A 17,808-nucleotide genomic window follows, 5' to 3' on the forward strand; every position below is an offset into this window, starting at 1 on the left:
GACTATTCCATTCCCTTTGCAGCAATCAGCGCGTCGCCAAGCTCGGCAAATCCCTCCGCGCCGCGCCCTCTTGTGACGAAGGCGGGAGACGCAGGAAGCTCGCCGGCGAAGTCCAGCACATTAGCGACGCCGACGCTGTTGGGGAAGAAGCCGAACATTGGTGCATCGTTTGGACTATCGCCGACGAAGACAATGCTGTCCTTGTCGTGGTCGATATCTATACCGAAACAGTCCCGCAAGAATAGCCGGCTTGTCGACAGTTTGTCGTATTTGCCGAACCAGCCATTGACGTGGATGGACGAGATTTTCGCCGTCGCGCCATAGCGCTGGAAGACGCCGACGATCTTCAGAACCTCGGTTTTGGGCAGCGGCGCCACGTCCTCGCAAAAATCGATCGCCAGATCGGCCTCGCGATAGGCCTGGTCGGCCGCGACCGCCGCACCCGGAACTTCGCGCAGAACGGTTTGCTCGATCTCCTTGAGGCGCGCGGCATCGGCCTGCCGTTCGGCAGCGCTCTTGGCGTAGTGGCGAACAATCCGCTTTTTGGCGTCGTCGTAGCGGAAATAGAAGGCGCCGTTCTCGCCGATCACGCCGTCCACCGGCCATTGCCGGGCGATCAGGTCGCACCAGCCGGCAGGGCGGCCGGTAACCGGCGCGACAATGAAGCCGGCCTGCTTCAGCCGCTCCAGCGCCACATAGGCCTTTGCCGGCAGCCGTCCCTTGTCGGTCAAGGTGTCGTCTATATCGGTCAGCACGACGGCGATGTTGCGCCGGTCCAGCGCGGTGAAGTCGGCAAGCGGACGCAGCACCCGCTCAGGCTCCCGCCGCAACCGTTTCGAGCGAGGCAGCCGCGACGTCGAGCATGGTGAACCTGTCGCGGATCAGCCGGGCATTGGCGACCGCCTCGTCGTAGAAGCCAGCCGGTATGGCAACCTCCTGCGGCGTGGTCGGCGCGCCGGCGGCGCGCAGTGCTGCCGCGATCTCGCGCGCCGGGCGTGCCACCCGCACCAGCCTTTCACGATGCGAGCGCCATTGCCTGGCCAGCATGGTGTTGATGACGTCTGCCCGTTCGCGGTCCAGCAGCTTGGGCTTGAATGCCGCCCAGCAGGAACGTCCGAGCGTTTCGCCGAAGATTTCGATGAAGCGGTCTGGCGTATCGGCGGAGGGCGCGAGCTGCAATTCCCGCAGCGCCAGCACGCGTTCCTGCAGCCGCGCCATCGTCAACGTCGTCACCGCTATGTGCTCGCCGTGATGCGCTTCGGGCAATCCCTGGCCCCGCATGTCGATATAGTGGGCGATGAGATGTTCGCCCTGACTGGCCGGATAGGAGCCGCCGCACAAAGTCATGCCAAGGCCCGACATGACCAGCGTGCGCACCAGCACTTCCATCGCCTCAATGTCGCCGGTCCCGAGTTCGCCGGCTTTGGCGATAAGCGCCTCCTCGTCCTCGGCCAGAAGCATGAACGGCGCCTCCCGGTAGGGCGTGCCGAGCAACAGATGCGCCATCAGCCAATCGGTCTGCGCGGTCGGCCGCGCCATCGAATCGCCGAAGCCGGCAGCGATCAGCCGGTGCGGCGCTCGCGCCATGACATCGAGATCGAGGAAGACACCGACCGGCAGGCTCGCCGTCAGCGATTTCTTCAGGCCGTCCTCTGTGATTGCCGCAGACACCGAGGTGTAGCCGTTCATCGACGGCGCGGTGCCGAACACCGCATAGGGCTTTTGGGTCAGATGGGCGGCATATTTGGTGATGTCATTGATCGAGCCCGATCCGACCGCGACCAGACCGCTGGCGTCTTTCGTGCGGGCGATCACCGATCGCACGGCGTCCATGTCGGGATGCGGATGGCGCGGCAGGATGATCTTGTCGACATCGCTGGAGCCGCGCAGCGCAATCGACACTCTCTCGCCGAGAGCCAGCCTTGTGTCGGGATCCATGACAACGGCGAGCCTGCGGCCGAGCGGCAGCGGCTTGACCAGCGCATCGGCTTCATCGCCGAGACCGCGCCCTATGACGATGGTCTTCAGCGGCACCGACAGCATTCCCTGGCTGTCCGGGTCAGGCAGCGTGCCGGCAATAAGGCGATCGAGCATTTGTCTGGACATAGGATGCAGTCCGGTCAGTCAGCATGAAGCGGGGTCAGGGCATCGAACAAGGTGCGATACCGGCGGTAACTTCTGTCGTAGGCGGCCTTGGCGGAAGGATCAGGGTCGATCGTCTCGATGTGGCCGGCCAGCCTTTCAGCCGCCTGCTGCACTGAGGAGGTAAGGCCGATGGCTGCGGCGGCAAGGATTGCCGCACCGATCGGCGAGGCATCGGCCGCACCCGCGATCTCGACCGGCCTGCCGCTGACATCGGCACGGATTTGCGCCCATACCCGGCTGCGCGCGCCACCGCCTGAGAGCCGGATGCGATCCGTCGCGATATCGAGATCGTCCAGCCGGTCGACCACGTCGCGCATGGCAAAGGCACAGCCCTCCAGCACGGCACGGGCACAAGCGGCTTTGCCGTGGAAGGATGTCAGGCCGTAGAAAGCGGCACGCGCTTCGGCGATCCAGCGCGGCGCCATGGCACCGGACAACGCGGGCAAGAACAGCAAATCGTCGCTGCCGGCAACCACCGTCGCCGCCAGTTCCGACATCGCCGCCGGCGAATCGACGCCGAAGGTTGTTAGAAACCACGTCACCGCGCCGCCCGAGAGCCATCCGGGATTGGAGATGAAATAGCCGTTGCCGAGAAAGCCATGGGTCTCGACCAGGCCGCCGGGGTCGAGGCGAAGCGTGCCGGACACCGCGCCGACCACTTCGGCCGTGCCGAGATTGCAGGCGACGACACCGGGCACGACAACCCCGGCGCCTATGGCGGCCGAAAAATCATCGCCGGTGCCGACCGCCAGCGGCGTGCCCACAGGCAGACCGGTGAGCTCGGCGCCGGCGTGGGTCAAGGCGCCGGCGATCTCAGATGCATCGTCGATGCCGGGCAATTTATCTGCATCGATGTCGAAGGCCGCCAGCAGATCGCCGGCATAGTTGTGCTCCTTCAGCCCATAGAGCATGGTCGTCGAGGCCAGCGCGTGATCGATGACGGCACGACCGCACAACGCTGCGACCACGAATGATACCGGTTGATGCCAGAGCGCCACTCGGCGCGCTTCGGGCAGGTTGCGCGCGGCCCAGCGGATTTTCGCCGCCATATGCGTGGCGTCCAGAACGAGACCGGTGCGCTCGCGGATGAAGTCCGGATCGATGGCGGCGATCTCTGCCGCCGCGCGCCGATCCATCCAGATGATGCACGGCGTCAGGGCCTGGCCGCTGCTGTCGACCGCAACACAGCCGTCGAGTTGGCCGGCAATGGCAATGCCCTTGATGTCGGACGGCGCAAGCCCAGCCTTGTCGAGCGCGCCGGCAATGGCCGGCTTGAGCGCCGCCAGCCACAGCGCCGGATTCTGTTCGGCCCAGCCGGGCGCCGGGAAGGCCGGCTGGTACAACACAGCGGCCTCGCCACGCAGCCGCAATTCGTCATCGACAACGATCGCCTTCAGGCTTTGTGTGCCGAGATCGATGCCGATGACTGGCATTAGACACGCTCGCAATCCGCGAGAACATCCCGCAGTTGCGAGAGGATAGAACCTTTCGTCGGCGAATAGGAACCGTCGAACACCGCTGTGCCAATGGTAAAAGCGTTGGCGCCGGCCAGCTTGATCGCCTTGATCCGATCGGCTGATGCCACGGCGCCGGCGACGATCAGATGCCGCGACGGACCAAGCCCGCGCCGGGCTGCGCGCACCAGTTCGGCCGGGTCGGCCTCGGTGGCGCGATAGGCGAGGATGTCGCATCCCGCACAACCCTTCTCGGCGAAGGCGCGGCAGTCGGCCTCGACATCCTCGGCCGAACCGCCGAGCTTGGTCGGATGGCCGACCGGCCGACCCGGAAAAGGGTAGTATTCGGTGCCGCTCCCCTCCAGCAACGCCATGATCTCGTCGACCTGGGTTCCACCGAGCAGGCGCCGGACGCCGAGATCCCTGGCGATGCGCGCGGAATTAAGGCAGGCCTCAGCCGTCGTCGAGACAACTTCCATGTAAGTGGTGGCGCCTGTCCGGCCAATGGCGACAGCGAGCTTGCGCAGCACATCCGGCGCGACGCCAATATCCTTGAAGCCGACATGCTTCAGGCCGACCGGCTCAATCAATTCGACCAGGTCGAGACAGTCCTCGACCGTGCGATCGTTGCGCGTCAGCATGAAGATGAAGTCCATCCGAAAGGTCCCTCGCCTGGTCGGGAAAGCCGGTTTGCTGCCGGTCTGTTAACACCTCCCAGCCATTTGTTGCAAGGTGCCACATTTTGATTTGCAGTACCACACATTTTATGACAGAACGGGCGCCAGCCCGCCAGGCACGACTTCTAGGGAGAGGGAAGAATGCTCAAGCCGCTGAGACGTACTGCGTCCAGACTGCTCGTCGCAGCCGTATTTGTGTGGCCCCTGACGTGGCAAGTGACACAAGCGGCCGCGTGGGATCTGAAAGAGGCGTCGAAACCCTATAGCGGCCAGACCATCCGCATGGTCGGCGAGGCGCTGCCGCCGCTCGAAGCGCTGAAGAAGATGGCGCCGGAGTTTGAAAAACAGACCGGCATCCATGTCGAAGTCGAGATGTACGAGCACTCGGAAGCCGTCAACAAGGTGCAGCTCGATCTCAACTCGCACCGCGGCCGCTACGACGTCATCATCCAGCCGCATCGCGAACTCGGCAAGTTCGCCACCAACAACCATCTGGTCGAAATCGCCAAGATGATGGCCGACCCGGCTTTGCGCGATCCGAGCTTCGAGCCGGAGAAGCAGCTCTACCAGACCGCCTGGCACGAAATCTCCTGGTATGACGGCAAGGAGTACGGCTTCCCCTTCACAGTGCTCAACATGTTCATGTGGTATCGCTCGGACCTGCTCGCCGATCCCAAGGAGCAGGCAGGCTTCAAGGCCAAGTATGGCTACGACCTCGCTCCCGCCAAGGACTGGAAGCAATATCGCGATATCGCCGAATGGTTCTATCGCCCCGACCAGGGCTTTTACGGCACCGCCCTGCAGGGCAAGCGCCACGAGGCGCTGTGGTATGAGTGGCTCAACTTCCTTTATTCCTTCGGCGGCGACGTGCTCGACGTGAAGAGCGGCTCGGCCTGCGGCCCGGTCATCGTCAACAGCCCCAAGGCCGTCGCCTCGCTCGAATATTACAAGAGCCTGCTGCAATTCTCGCCGCCGGACAGCCTCAACTATTTCTGGGATGATGTCATGGCGCTGATGCAGCAAGCCAAGGTCACCGAGCTGATCATGTGGAACGACGCAACCTATGCCGTATCGGTCGACACCACGGCCTCCACCGTGGTCGGCAAGGTTGGCTTCGATCTCGTGCCGCAAGGCGACGGCGGCAAGATCGGCCAGGTCGAGGGCTGGACCTATCTGATCCCGGTCTATTCGAAGAACCAGCAGGCCGCCTTCCTCTTCGTCCAGTGGATGATGGGCTATGACCGCCAGCTCGAGCAGCATCTCAATGGCGGCGCCTCGGGCCGGCCCGATGTCTATGCCTCGGCGGAGGTGCAGAAACTGCCCTACGCCAAGGCGTCGATGGAGGCCAACGAGCATGCGGTGCCGAAGGCGACGCTGCCGCAATCGGCCGAGATGACCGACATACTGGTGCGCGAACTGTCATCCTACCTCGCCGGCGAAAAGGAGGCGCAGGCCGCCCTCGACACCGCCGCCACCGACATCTCGACACTGCTCGGTTCTTGCGCACCCATGACCTATCCGGCACGATAGGCCTTGAGATGTCGCGCAGAGGCTACCCGCACAAGCGGGTAGCCGTTCTTGTCCGCAGGAAACGCCCGTGACGAACCGCACTCCATCGCCGCGCGGAATGCCGCTTCTCGACCGTGGGGTGGGGCCGCTCTTGATGCTGCCGGCGACGCTGCTCGTCGTCGTCTTCCTGGTCGGCCCGTTCTACTACATGGTCTACACCGCGCTGACCGACCTCAGCTTCGCCGACGCCAGCCATGCGGGCGCCTTCGTCGGTTTCGACAATTTCCGCAAGCTGATGCGCAACGACCCATTCTTCTGGGCATCGTTCCTGCTGACGCTGAAATTCGTCATCATCGCCGTCGGCCTGGAATTCCTGCTCGGCTTTGCGCTGGCCTTCCTGATCTTCCGCTTCGTCGCCAGCCAGCGGCTTCTCACCACACTCCTGCTCATCCCGATGATGATCGCGCCGGTCGCCGTCGGGCTGATCTGGCGGCTGCTGTTGCAGGGCGATTTCGGCATGCTCACCTTCTACATGCGCAAGGTCGGCCTGCTTGCGCAGAATTCGGCGGTGCTTTCGGCACCCGACCTGGTGTTTCCGACCATCGTCGCCATCGATGTCTGGCAGTGGACGCCTTTCGTCACCCTGATCATGCTCGCCGGGATGATGAGCCTGCCGCGCGCGCCGTTCGAGGCGGCGATGATGGATGGCGCAAAACCGTTTCAGATCTTTTGCGATGTCATGCTGCCGCTGCTGCGGCCCGTCATCGCGCTGGTGCTATTGCTGCGCGGCATCGACGCGTTCAAGGAGTTCGACAAGGTTTTCCTGATGACCGGCGGCGGTCCGGGAACGCTGACCGAACTGGTGTCGATCTACGCCTACCGCGTCAACTTCCGCAACTGGGACCTCGGCTACGGCGCCGCGGTCGCCTTCATGATCTATCTCGTCGTGCTGATCCTGTGCTCCGTCTTTTACAAGGCCGTCTACTGGTCGAGCCGCAAGCAGGCGGCGTCGTTTTGAGGGCGCTGCGATGATCGATCAATCCACCAACCGCGCCTGGAGCAGTTTTGCCTGGGCCGTGCTGCTGGTCGCTGTCGTGGTGGCCTTGACGCCCTACGTCTGGATGGTGCTGGCCTCGTTCAAGAACCGCGTCGACCTGTTGTCCTCGGTGCCAAAATGGGCTTTTACGCCGACGTTCTCCAACTATCCGGCGGTCTTCATCGACAAGGAATACTGGCCGCTGGCGATCAATTCGGTGCTGATCTCGGTGTCGTCGACCATACTTTGCATCGTCATCGGCGCGCCAGCGGCCTATGGCTTTGCCCGCTCGGATTTTCCCGGCAAGGAAGACCTGTTCTTCTTCTTCCTGACCACGCGCATGGCGCCGCCGATCTCAATCGCCGTGCCGCTGTTCCTGTTCTTCACCTCGCTGGGCCTGATCGACACCATCTACGCCGTTGTGATCGCCCACACCTCCTTCAACCTGTCGCTCGTCGTCTGGATGATGCGCGGCTTCTTCGCCGAAATCCCCAGGGAGATCGACGAGGCCGCGATGATGGACGGCCGCTCGCGGCTCGGCGCCTTCTTCTTCGTCGTTGCACCGCTGGCCGCGCCCGGCATCGGCGCGACGGCCGTGCTCTGCTTCATCCTGTCATGGAACGAGTTCCTCTACGCCTTCATCCTCGTCGCCTTCGACGGGCGGCCGCTGACCGTCGGCATACCGGGGCTGGTGACGCCGCATGGCACGCTATGGGGCCAAGTCGCGGCGGTCGCCATCGTGGCGACGCTGCCGATCGTGCTTTTCACTTTCCTTGTCCAGAAACAGCTCGTCCGCGGCCTCACCTTCGGCGCGGTCAAGGGTTGAAGGGATCTCGCATGGCAATTGTTTTCGACGGCGTCACCAAGGCTTTCCCCGATGGGACGGTGGCGCTGCAGGCGCTCGACCTTGCTTTCGAGCCCGGTGAATTCCTCGTGCTGCTCGGGCCCTCCGGCTCGGGCAAGACGACAGCCTGCCGGCTGCTCGCCGGGCTGGAGCGGCCGACCGCCGGGCGCATCATGGTCGAGGGTCGCGATGTCACCGACCTGCCGCCGCGCCTGCGCGGCATGGGCATGGTGTTCCAGAACTATGCGCTCTACAGCCATAAGAGCGTCTACGAGAACATCGCCTATCCCTTGCGCATCCGAAAGATGCCGGCTGCCGAGCTCGACCGCTGCGTCCGCGCCATGGCCGAGCTGCTCGAAATCACCCGTTACCTCGACCGCCGCCCTTCGCAATTGTCGGGCGGCCAGGCGCAGCGCGTCGCCGTGGCCCGCGCCCTGGTCTGGCAACCTAGCCTCTGTCTGATGGATGAGCCGCTGTCCAATCTCGACGCCTTGTTGCGGCTCCACATGCGCACCGAGCTGAAGCGTCTGCATCGCGAGCTGAAAAAGACCTTCGTCTTCGTCACACACGACCAGGAAGAGGCGATGACGCTGGCGACCAGGGTCGCGGTGTTGCGCGAAGGCGCACTGATCCAGTACGACGACCCGCGCGAGATTTATCGGCGGCCTGCCAATCGCTTCATCGCTGAATTCATCGGCCGTCCAGCGATGAACACGTTCGATGGCGATGTCCGCGCCGGCGTCTTCCACGCCAGCGGTTTCACTTGCCCGCTTCCGGGAAAGCCTGATGGTCCCATCGTGCTCGGCATTCGCCCCGAGCAGATCCAGCTTGTCGACGCGACTGCCGGCTATGCCATCCTGTTTGCCGTCGACGTCGTCGAACCGGTCGAGCCGGACGTGCTGATCTTCGCCACGAGCGAGGCCAACGCGCTGATCGTCAGGACCGTGAATGTCGATCGCGCTTTCGATCCCGGCCAGCCGCTTTATCTACACTTTCCGCCGGCGGCGCTGCACACATTCGATGCGGTGTCGGGAGCGCGACTGCCGTGAGCACGCTGCTCGCTTTGGTGCCGCTGGCCGCCGCAGCCTTGGTCGGGTGGCTGTTCTACAGCTTCAACCGGTCGCGGCGCTGGTTCTCGATGGGCGAACTCATCTTCTGGGACGCCATTGCACTGGTAATCCTGCAGCTTGTCTGGCTGATCTGGTTCTGAATGCGCATTCCAGCAACGCAGATCAGTAGCCCAGCGCACAACCGTCCTTGCGCGGATCGGAGGCACCGGTGAGCGTGCCCTTTTCCCAATCGATCAGCACCAACTGGCCGCCGCCATGCGGCTCCTCGGCGATCGAAACCTGATGGCCGCGCTGACGCAGGCCGGCGATCGCCTCAGCCGGAATCCCGCGCTCGGCCAGCACGGCATTGTCCTTGTAGAACACCCGTGGCGCATCCAGTGCCTGCTGCGGGTCCATCCCGAAATCGATCATGTTGGTCAGCAGATGGACATGGCCGAACGGCTGGTAGCCGCCGCCCATCACCCCGAACGGCATCACCACCTTACCCCCTCGCGTCGCCATGCCAGGCATGATGGTGTGCATCGGTCGCTTTCGCGGCGCGATACGATTTGGATGGCCTTCCGTGAGGCGAAAACTGCTGCCGCGATTCTGCAGCACGACGCCTGTCTTGGGACCGACGACGCCGCTGCCGAAGGAACCGAAGGTCGAGTTGATGAAGCTGACCGAATTGCGGTCGCGGTCGACCACGGAGATATAGACGGTGTCGCTGCGCGGCAGCTCAAGCCGCGGCAGATGCGTCATGGCGAGGGCCGGATCGATGGCGGCGCGCAGCCGCTCCGCATAAGCTGCCGACAGCAGTTGTTCGACGGGGACCTGGACGAAATCCTGGTCGCCGATGAAAGTATCGCGGTCCTGGTAGGCAAGCCGGCCGGCTTCGATCTCGAGATGCAGCCGCTGGGCACTGTTCGGCTCCAACGAACCAAGGCTGAAGCCCGAAAGCACATTCAGCATGATCAGCGCCGTCATGCCCTGATTGTTCGGTGGCATCTGATGGATATCGTAGCCGCGATAGGACGTATTCACCGACGTGACGTAGTCGCCTTGGGTCTCGGCGAAATCCTCCAATGCATGCAGCCCGCCCAGCGCGCGAAGACGTTCCACCAGATCGTCCGCGACTTCACCTTCATAAAACCCTGCACGGCCTCGGTTGGCGATGATGCGCAAGGTGTCCGCCAAGTGCGGCTGCCGATGCACATCGCCGGCTTGCGGCGCCCTTCCCTCGGGCAGGAATATGCGCGCGGCGTGTTCATCGGCTGAGAGCAGGGCGACCTCGTCGGCCCAGTCGAAGGCGACGCGATCATAAACGACACAGCCTTGTTCGGCATAGCGAATGGCTGGCGCCAGCGCGGCGTCGATGCCCTTTTTTCCGTGGTCCTCGAGTAGCCGGCACCATGCATCGATGGCGCCTGGTATGGTGACGGCATGCGGTCCGGCCGCAGGCAGTTCGCTATGCCCCCGCTCCAGATACCATTCGGCGGTTGCCGCAGCGGGCGAACGCCCCGAGCCGTTGAAAGCGAGAACATCGCCCTCGCCTTTGGGACTGTAGAGCACAAAACAGTCGCCGCCGATGCCGGTCGATTGCGGCTCGACGACGCCTTGCACCGCCGCAGCGCAGACAGCGGCATCCATGGCATTGCCGCCGGAGCGCAGCATGTCGATGGCGGCCAGCGTCGCCAGCGGATGCGATGTCGCCGCCATCGCTTCTGTCGCGCGAACTGGCGAGCGGCCGGGGAACTGAAAATCACGCATGCAATCGCCTCCAATGATTTCGCGCCCGCCGGCCGCAGCCTTCAATGCTTGATGCGGTCGCGCATGGCGTACCACAACATCCCCAGCACATAGAGCGGGCCCCGCAGCGCTGTACCGCCCGGGAACGGCATCGGCGTCAGCGTCGAGAACAGGTCCAGCCGCGAGGCGTCGCCCGTAATCGCTTCGGCCAAGAGCTTGCCCGACAGCGTTGACAGGATGACGCCCTTGCCGGAATAGCCATGCGCGAAATAGACCTCGCCATAGTGCCCGACATGCGGCAGCCGCGACGTGGTCACCGACACCAGACCGCCCCAGGCATGATCGATGCGGCAGCCCTTCAGTTGCGGGAAGGTGGCCTCCATGTGCGGCCGCACGAAGCCGGCGATGTCGGCCGGCGGCGATGGCGTGTAGCGCTCGCCGCCGCCGAACAGCAGCCGACCGTCCGCCGACATGCGGTAGTAGTTGACGACGAAGCGCGTGTCGGACACCGCGACATTGGCCGGGATGACATTGTGTTTGCCCTCCAGCGGTTCGGTGGCGACGATGTAGTTGCCGACCGGCATGATGCGGCTGTTGACGCGCGGCTCCAGCCCATGCAGCAACGCGTCGCCGGCCAGCACGACATGTTTGGCCCTTACCGACCCCTGCGCCGTCGAGACCCGGATCGAAGGCTCGCGCTCCAGCTTTACCGCGACGGAATTTTCATGGATGACGACACCGGCCGCCACGGCGGCACGGGCAAGGCCGAGCGTGTAGTTCAGCGGATGCATATGGCCGCCAAGCGGCTCATACATCGCGCCATGATAGGGCGTGTCCACCTTGCCGCGTGCCTGCGCCGCCGACAGGATCTCGACGTCGCGGAACTTCATCACGCTCTCGAGGCATTTGGCCTCGTCTTCGAGATCCCTGAGGTCGGAGCCATTAACGGCACCGACGAGATGGCCGGTCAGCCGCAGATCGCAATCGATGGCGTGGCGCTCGATGATGTCGAGCACCAGGCCCCGCGCCTCGAAGGCGAGGTCGAACAGCGCCTTCGCCCGCTCGGGGCCGTAAAGCTTGACCAACCCCTTGGCGCCTTTGCGCAGGCCAGGGATCATCTGGCCGCCATTGCGGCCCGACGCGCCCCAGCCGATCTTGCCGCCTTCGAGCAGCACCACCTTCAGGCCGCGCTCGGCGGCATGAAGGGCGGCCGACAGGCCGGTGCAGCCGCCGCCGACCACCACCAGATCGGCGCCGACATCTCCCACCAGCGCCGGATGGTCCGGCGCCGGATTGGCGGTGGCGACATAATAGGAATTGCCGATATCGAGGCTCGAATTGAAACCTGTTGAGCCGGAGGCCATGATCACACCTTCAGCAGCAAATGGTCGCGTTCCCAGCTCGTCACCACGCTCTGGAACAGGTCGAGTTCGACGCTCTTGACGCGCAGATAGGTCTGGAAAAAATCCTCGCCGAGCAATGCCCGCACCGGCTCGCAAGCAATGAAACGATCAAGCGCCTCCTCCATCGTTTTCGGCAGCGTGCTTTTGATCCTGTAGGCATTGCCCGAGGCCTCAGCCGAGCGCGCCAGCTTCTGCTCGACGCCGAGATAGCCGGCAAGCAGCGAACCGGCGATCGCCAGATAGGGATTGCAATCCGCTCCCGGCAAGCGGTTCTCTACCCGCCGGGCGGCGCGGCCACCTGCCGGCACGCGCAGGCCGCAAGAGCGGTTGTCATGCGACCATTCGATGTTGGCCGGTGCGCTGTGGTTCGGCCGGATGCGGCGGAACGAGTTCACGTTGGGTGCGAACAGCGGCATGATCTCGGGCACATATCTCTGCAGGCCGCCGATGAAATGGCCGAACATTTCGGTGTCTGCATCATCTCTGTCGGCAAACAGCGCGGCGCCTGTCGTTTCATCGACGACAGACATGTGCAGATGCATCGAGCTTCCCGCCTGCGCCGCGATCGGCTTGGCCATGAAGGTCGCGTGCATGCCGCTCTGCTGCGCCGCCTGGCGAGTCAGCCGCTTGAACAGCAGCACCTGGTCGGCGAGCGGCACCGCGTCGCCGTGCAAGAGATTGATCTCCAGCTGCGCGGTGCCGGACTCATGGATCAGCGTGTCGAGCGGCAGGCCGGCGGCTGCGGCATAATCATAGACGCGCCTTATCACCGGCTCGAATTCTTCCAGCGCCACCATGTCATAGGGATGCTGCGAGCCCTCGGCGCGGCCATTGGCGCCAACCGGTGCCGTCAGCGGCTGGTCGGGATTCGGATTGGGCGCGGTCAGATAGAATTCGATTTCCGGCGCCACCACCGCGCGCCAACCGCGCTTCCGGTAGAGATCGAGCACGGCGCGCAGCACATGTCGTGGCGAGGCCATCCAGGGCTTGCCTTGCATGTGGAAGGCGTCGGCGAAGACATAGGCTTTGCCGACGCCACCGCCCGGCGCCAGGCACAGCGTCGACATATCAGGCACCATGCGCATATCCGGGTCTTGATAGGCAAAGCCTTCGTCGATGGAACCGGAGTAGCGGCCATCGATGCTGACCAGGAAAGCGCTGCTCGGCAGGTAGAGTGCGCGGTCTTCCAGCGCCTTGAGGAATTTCACCGTCGGCAGCGCCTTGCCGCGCAGCACGCCATTCATGTCGGGCACCAGGCACTCGACCTCCGTGATGCCGTGCTGGGCGAGCCAGGCCTTGGGATCGTTGCCGGTGAAGAGAGCGGTGTTGGTATTTTTGTCCTGCATTTTGGTTCACGTACCTATGAGAGAGAGTATGGCTTGCGCGGCCACATCCGTTCCCGGGGTCAGCGCCATCTTGGCAGCATTGTCCCTGAGGCGGGCGCGCATCGCATCGTCGGCCAGCAGGCCGAGAATGGCTCTCTCCAATCCCCCTTCCGTCCAGGCGTCGCGGCCGATATGGTCGCCGACACCTGTCTCTCCCGCGCGTTGCGCATTGTCGTGACCGTCCCAGCAATAGGGCATGATCAGCGACGGCACGCCGAAGCGCAGCGCCTCGCAAAAGCTGTTGTTGCCGCCATGGTGGATGAACAGGTCCGACTTCGCCACCACCGAAGGCTGCGGAAACCAGGCGTCGAGATAGACATTGTCCGGCACCGCGCGATAGGCGTCGCGCAGGCCGCCGGCATTGACGATGAAGCGCGCCGGCAGCCGGTCGAAGACGGCGAGCATGCGTTCGATCAGCCCGACATCCATCGCGCCGAGACTGCCGAAGCTGACATAGACCAGCGGCCCGCCATTGCGCGGAAACACCGGCACCTCGAACGGCCCTTCCGAGCGCACGCAGCCTTCGAGATAAACGAAGCGTTTGGGGTCGAGCGGCTCGGCCCGCTCACGCCGTACGATCGCTGGCGTCAGCAGCAGATTGAGGTCGGGTGATGTCTCGAGGAACAGGCCCTTGGGCAACGGCGCCAGGCCGGCATCCGCGCGAAAACGGTTGAAGCGCTCATGCGCGGGTGCGGAGGCCGCGAGATAGCGCGCTTCGAACGCCGCACGTTGCGGGTCGTCGGCACCCATCCCCGAGAGATAGGGCGGCACCTCGGCATCCGGCAGTTCCGTCTCGGCACAGGAGACGACGCGCACCCACGGGCAGCCGGCGGCGGCGATCGCCGGGAACATGATGACGTTGTCGAGCACCACCACATCCGGCTTCAGCCGCGCCAGCAATTGGCGCAGCGGCGCCTCGGCGTTGACGGCGGTGTCGACGATCGCTTGCCAGGTCGGCGCGACATAGGTCTCGAGCTGGTCGATCGGGCTCAGCCGGAAATGCGGCAGGTGCCGGCGCACGAAGGCCTGCCAATAGCTCTGCCGCTCGCTGTCGCTCAGCGGCTCATCCGTCGGCAGATGGTATTCCTGGAAGCCATAGTCGGTAAAGACGCCGGAGAAGCCGGCATGGCAGATGAAGACGGGGCGAGCGCCCCGTGCGCGCAATGCCTGTGCGATACCGACGCAATTCAACGCGGCGCCGAAACTGGCTTCGGGAAACAGCGCGATGGTCGGGCTGGCTTTACGCGTCAATTATTCCTCTTCAATCCGGCCGGCTGATCATGCCGAACAGTGCGGGAGCTCCGCGGCTGGCTGCTTGCGGTCGCTGGCTGCGGGAGAGCCGCAGGTGGATGCGAAGCAGATCGGCAGCCACCTCATACTGCCGGCTTTCAAGATAGTCGAGTATGCCCGAGTGTTCGCGCAACGATTGCCGCAGCCGAAACACGTTGACGCCGGAATAGATGCCCGGCAGCCGGCGCAGGCGGAGATGATCGGCCAATGCATCCGACACAAAACGGTTGGCGCAGCCCTCGGCGATCATGCCATGAAAATCCATGTCCAGCCGCTGGAACTCGCGCGTGTCGAATGTCTCGTCCGGCAGCGCTGCAAGCGCTTCCATGCCTTGCCGCAACATTGCTGCCCGCGCCCCGTCCAGCCGAAAGCCTGGCGTCAGGATGGCCGCCGGCTCCAGCACCAGGCGGAACTCGTAGCTTTCGCCTTGCGCCTCCGGATCGTCCGGCGCGCGGCGAAACAACCAGGATTGCCCAGGCGCACGATCCAGAAGATTCTCGTCGGTCAGTTTGTTAAGTGCTTTTAGTACCGTCTTGCGATCAGCGTCGTAGCGTCGCATCAGCCCCGCGATGGTCACCGTCTGGTCCAACCGTCGCGCCGAGCGGTCGCGCAGGATGGCTTCGGCGAGCTCGTCTTCCTCCGCACTAGGTAGTTCGGCGGCAATGGCGGGCTGGGCGGCGAGGTCGACCGTCAGATGATAACCGCTGTCGGCCTCCCAGCGCACCACGCCCCGTTCCGCGAGCAGGCCGAGTGCGGCGCGTACGGGCGTGCGCGAGACATTGCACAGCGAGGCGATCTGCTGTTCGGGCAGGCGGGCGCCAGGCTCGAAGCCACGCTGCCGCGCCACATCCAGGATGCGCTGCGCCAGATCGAGATGGTTGGTGCGAGGTCGTCTGGCTACGGCTTGCATGACTTTTCTCGAATGCGAATGTGGCGCATTGGTCTGGCTGATCGCCGGAACAGGGACAATCGGCCAAATTCCTCCGTCGGTTGACAGATTATGGATTGACGTACTTTTTTCTGCAATAGTACTGTCGGCACAATCGGCGAGAAAAGACCGAGGGAACAGGATCGAGGCAGGCGCGCGCGTCGCCGGCCTTGGTCCGGCAAATGATTTCGACGATCAAACCGAATGGGAGACTGCCATGACCGCTACCAGCCTGCGGCGCCGTGCGCTCAATACATCCTCAATCGCTCTCGGTCTCGCCCTGACGCTCTCGGGGCCGGCCGCCGCAGCCGACCTCGTTATTTCGAACTGGGATGGGTACATGGCACCCGACGCTATGGCCGCTTTCAAGACCGCCACCGGCATTGCCGGCGAAGTGGTGGTGCACGCCACCAATGAAGAGATCATGGGCAAGCTGATTGCCGCCGGCGGCAAGGGCTATGACGTGGTCTTCGTCTCCTCGCCCTTCGCCGAAGTATTAAACAAGCTTGGCCTGACCGAGCCGATCGACCATGCCAAGATCCCCAACCTCGCCAACCTCTATCCCGAAGCGACCAAGCTGCCGCACGATGCCGGCAACGCTTTCTCCGTGCCTTACACCTGGGGCACGACGGGCCTCTGCTACCGCTCTGACCTTGTCAAGACGGCGCCCACGAGCTGGAGCGACCTGCTCGCCCCTTCCGACGAGATGAAGGGCAAGACCACCATGCTGGCGACCGATCGCTGGCTGCTGGCCGCCGGGCAGCTCGACAAGGGCTATTCGGTCAACGAGACCGACCCGGCCAAGATGGCCGAGGTCAAGGACCTCTTGATCTCCGCCAAGAAGACCCTGCTCGCCTATGACGACACCACCTTCTATTCCAAGCTGGTTTCCGGCGAGGCGCTGATGGTGCAGGCCTGGGACGGCTGGTGCAATTACGGCATCGCCGACAAGCCGGAGATCAAATACGTCATCCCTAAAGAAGGTTCGGACCTGTGGGTCGACACGATGGTGGTGATGAAGGCGTCCGAGCACAAGGACGACGCCTTCAAGTTCATCAACTTCATGCTCGACGCCAAGAACCACGCCTGGGCGGCGCAGAACATCGACTACAAGGTGCCGAACAAGCCGGCGATGGAAAGCCTGCCGGCCGACTTCCTGGCCAAATTCCCCAACATGGCGATGCCGGTGGCCGATCTCGTCAAGTTCGAGCAGTTGCGTGACGTCGGCGAAGCCCAGCGCGACTATTCCAAGATCGTCAGCGAGATCAAGGCCGCGCAGTAAGCGGCGCAGACTTCACGGCCGGCAGCACTTCTGCCGCCGGCCCTGAGCGGTACCCGAGAAATTGTCCCAGACCCGACTTCGTTCCTCTCTGCTGATGGCCCCGGCGCTGGTCTGGCTGACCGCGCTGATGGTTATCCCATGCGCCCTGGTGCTGGCGCTCGCCTTCTTCCGGCGCGGCGTCTATGGCGGCATCGACTACACTTTGACGCTGGAAAATTTCGGGTTGGTCTTCGACCCGCTCTATGCCGGCATCTTACTCAAATCGGCGCGTATCGCCGGCACCGCGACCCTGATCGCGGTGGTGATCGGCTATGCCGCCGCCTATGCGATCGCGGCCGCCCCGCGCCGGTGGCAGCCGGTGTTCCTGTTTTTCGCCGTGCTGCCGTTCTGGTCCAACTACCTGATCCGCACCTATGCCTGGATCGTGCTGCTGAACCGCGAAGGCCTGATCACCCAGCTCTTGCGCTGGTTCGGCTACACCGGCGAACCGCCCTCGATGCTCTATACCGAAGGCTCGGTCATCGCAGGCCTCGTCTACAACTATCTGCCCTTCGTCATCCTCGCCTGCTACGCGCCGCTGTCACGCCTCAACCCGGAACTGGCCGAGGCCTCACGCGATCTCGGCGCCTCCGCTGCCACCACCTTCCGACGTGTCATCCTGCCGCTGACCGTGCCCGGCATCGCTGCGGGTGCTGTCTTCGTCTTTGTGCTGTCGATCGGCAATTTCGTCACCCCGGCGCTGCTTGGCGGCGGCCGCTTCCAGATGATCGGCAACCTCGTCTACGACCAGTTCCTGACCGCCAATGACTGGCCGTTTGGCGCGGCATTGGCGATGGCGCTGATCGCCATCATGCTTCTGGTGCTTATGGCGCAGGCGCTCGCCGCCGACCGCGCCGCGGGGCGTGCGGCTGAGGCAAGGGGTGACGCCTATGGCTGAGCGCCGCGCAATTCTTGCCTTCTCCCCGTTCACCGGGAGAAGGTGCCCCGAAGGGGCGGATGAGGGGCGGCGTCAACCTTTGCGACGCTCAACGCTGCCCCCCGTCTGCCTGCCGGTAGC

General features: G+C 64.0%; 16 protein-coding genes. 7 read left to right on the forward strand and 9 right to left on the reverse strand.

All coding sequences use genetic code 11. The features are described from left to right. Positions 1-2 precede the first annotated feature (2 nt). The 4 genes from ACYG9Z_RS09915 to ACYG9Z_RS09930 are packed head-to-tail and all read right to left on the reverse strand — an operon-like array spanning position 3 to position 4,255. The gene (locus tag ACYG9Z_RS09915; protein ID WP_023751735.1) at positions 3-806 is read right to left on the reverse strand and encodes an HAD-IIB family hydrolase; all 804 of its coding nucleotides are present in this window, start codon (positions 804-806) and stop codon (positions 3-5) included. A 7-nt stretch (positions 807-813) separates the two neighbouring features. Then, complete coding sequence (locus tag ACYG9Z_RS09920; protein WP_084566277.1) at positions 814-2,106, reverse strand: iron-containing alcohol dehydrogenase; 1,293 nt, start codon at positions 2,104-2,106, stop codon at positions 814-816. A 14-nt stretch (positions 2,107-2,120) separates the two neighbouring features. Next, positions 2,121-3,578 (reverse strand): xylulokinase, encoded by a 1,458-nt coding sequence (locus ACYG9Z_RS09925; RefSeq protein WP_023751733.1) that lies wholly within the window; start codon positions 3,576-3,578, stop codon positions 2,121-2,123. Continuing rightward, positions 3,578-4,255 carry a beta/alpha barrel domain-containing protein gene (locus ACYG9Z_RS09930; protein ID WP_023743084.1) on the reverse strand — a complete coding sequence of 226 codons (678 nt, stop codon included), beginning with the start codon at positions 4,253-4,255 and terminating at the stop codon, positions 3,578-3,580. Before ACYG9Z_RS09930 ends, ACYG9Z_RS09925 begins: the two co-directional genes overlap by 1 nt. A gap of 237 nt (positions 4,256-4,492) precedes the next feature. Between ACYG9Z_RS09930 and ACYG9Z_RS09935 the strand changes: the two genes are divergently transcribed. The 5 genes from ACYG9Z_RS09935 to ACYG9Z_RS09955 all read left to right on the forward strand — a co-directional run bounded on the left by ACYG9Z_RS09935 (position 4,493) and on the right by ACYG9Z_RS09955 (position 8,875). Continuing rightward, a complete protein-coding gene (locus ACYG9Z_RS09935) occupies positions 4,493-5,806 on the forward strand; it encodes an ABC transporter substrate-binding protein (RefSeq protein WP_023751732.1) in 1,314 nt (437 codons plus the stop codon). Positions 5,807-5,873: 67 nt separating this feature from the next. After that, a complete protein-coding gene (locus ACYG9Z_RS09940; RefSeq protein ID WP_155923888.1) occupies positions 5,874-6,803 on the forward strand; it encodes a carbohydrate ABC transporter permease in 930 nt (309 codons plus the stop codon). A 10-nt stretch (positions 6,804-6,813) separates the two neighbouring features. Further along, positions 6,814-7,647: a carbohydrate ABC transporter permease gene (locus ACYG9Z_RS09945; RefSeq protein ID WP_023751730.1), complete on the forward strand. Its 834-nt coding sequence runs from the start codon at positions 6,814-6,816 to the stop codon at positions 7,645-7,647. A gap of 11 nt (positions 7,648-7,658) precedes the next feature. Further along, positions 7,659-8,714: an ABC transporter ATP-binding protein gene (locus ACYG9Z_RS09950; protein WP_023707568.1), complete on the forward strand. Its 1,056-nt coding sequence runs from the start codon at positions 7,659-7,661 to the stop codon at positions 8,712-8,714. Continuing rightward, on the forward strand, positions 8,711-8,875 hold the full coding sequence (locus ACYG9Z_RS09955; protein WP_023698833.1) for a hypothetical protein: 165 nt from the start codon (positions 8,711-8,713) through the stop codon (positions 8,873-8,875). The genes ACYG9Z_RS09950 and ACYG9Z_RS09955 overlap by 4 nt, the downstream gene beginning before the upstream one ends. Before the next feature lie 22 nt (positions 8,876-8,897). Here ACYG9Z_RS09955 and ggt read toward each other — a convergent pair whose 3' ends face one another. From ggt to ACYG9Z_RS09980, 5 genes are read right to left on the reverse strand one after another with little or no spacing between them, the layout of a single operon-like run. Then, positions 8,898-10,484 (reverse strand): gamma-glutamyltransferase, encoded by a 1,587-nt coding sequence (gene ggt / locus ACYG9Z_RS09960; RefSeq protein ID WP_023751729.1) that lies wholly within the window; start codon positions 10,482-10,484, stop codon positions 8,898-8,900. A 41-nt stretch (positions 10,485-10,525) separates the two neighbouring features. Further along, positions 10,526-11,827: an NAD(P)/FAD-dependent oxidoreductase gene (locus ACYG9Z_RS09965; protein WP_031201307.1), complete on the reverse strand. Its 1,302-nt coding sequence runs from the start codon at positions 11,825-11,827 to the stop codon at positions 10,526-10,528. Positions 11,828-11,829: 2 nt separating this feature from the next. Then, positions 11,830-13,212 (reverse strand): glutamine synthetase family protein, encoded by a 1,383-nt coding sequence (locus tag ACYG9Z_RS09970; RefSeq protein WP_023685714.1) that lies wholly within the window; start codon positions 13,210-13,212, stop codon positions 11,830-11,832. A 6-nt stretch (positions 13,213-13,218) separates the two neighbouring features. Beyond that, positions 13,219-14,502 (reverse strand): glycosyltransferase, encoded by a 1,284-nt coding sequence (locus tag ACYG9Z_RS09975; protein WP_023685713.1) that lies wholly within the window; start codon positions 14,500-14,502, stop codon positions 13,219-13,221. A gap of 10 nt (positions 14,503-14,512) precedes the next feature. Next, positions 14,513-15,451, reverse strand: a complete 939-nt coding sequence (locus tag ACYG9Z_RS09980; protein ID WP_023685712.1) for a GntR family transcriptional regulator — start codon at positions 15,449-15,451, stop codon at positions 14,513-14,515. Positions 15,452-15,686: 235 nt separating this feature from the next. Between ACYG9Z_RS09980 and ACYG9Z_RS09985 the strand changes: the two genes are divergently transcribed. After that, complete coding sequence (locus ACYG9Z_RS09985) at positions 15,687-16,751, forward strand: polyamine ABC transporter substrate-binding protein (RefSeq protein WP_023686655.1); 1,065 nt, start codon at positions 15,687-15,689, stop codon at positions 16,749-16,751. A gap of 94 nt (positions 16,752-16,845) precedes the next feature. Further along, positions 16,846-17,688, forward strand: a complete 843-nt coding sequence (locus ACYG9Z_RS09990) for an ABC transporter permease (protein ID WP_023712268.1) — start codon at positions 16,846-16,848, stop codon at positions 17,686-17,688. Positions 17,689-17,808 lie beyond the last annotated feature (120 nt).

Source organism: Mesorhizobium sp. RSR380A, assembly GCF_054719385.1.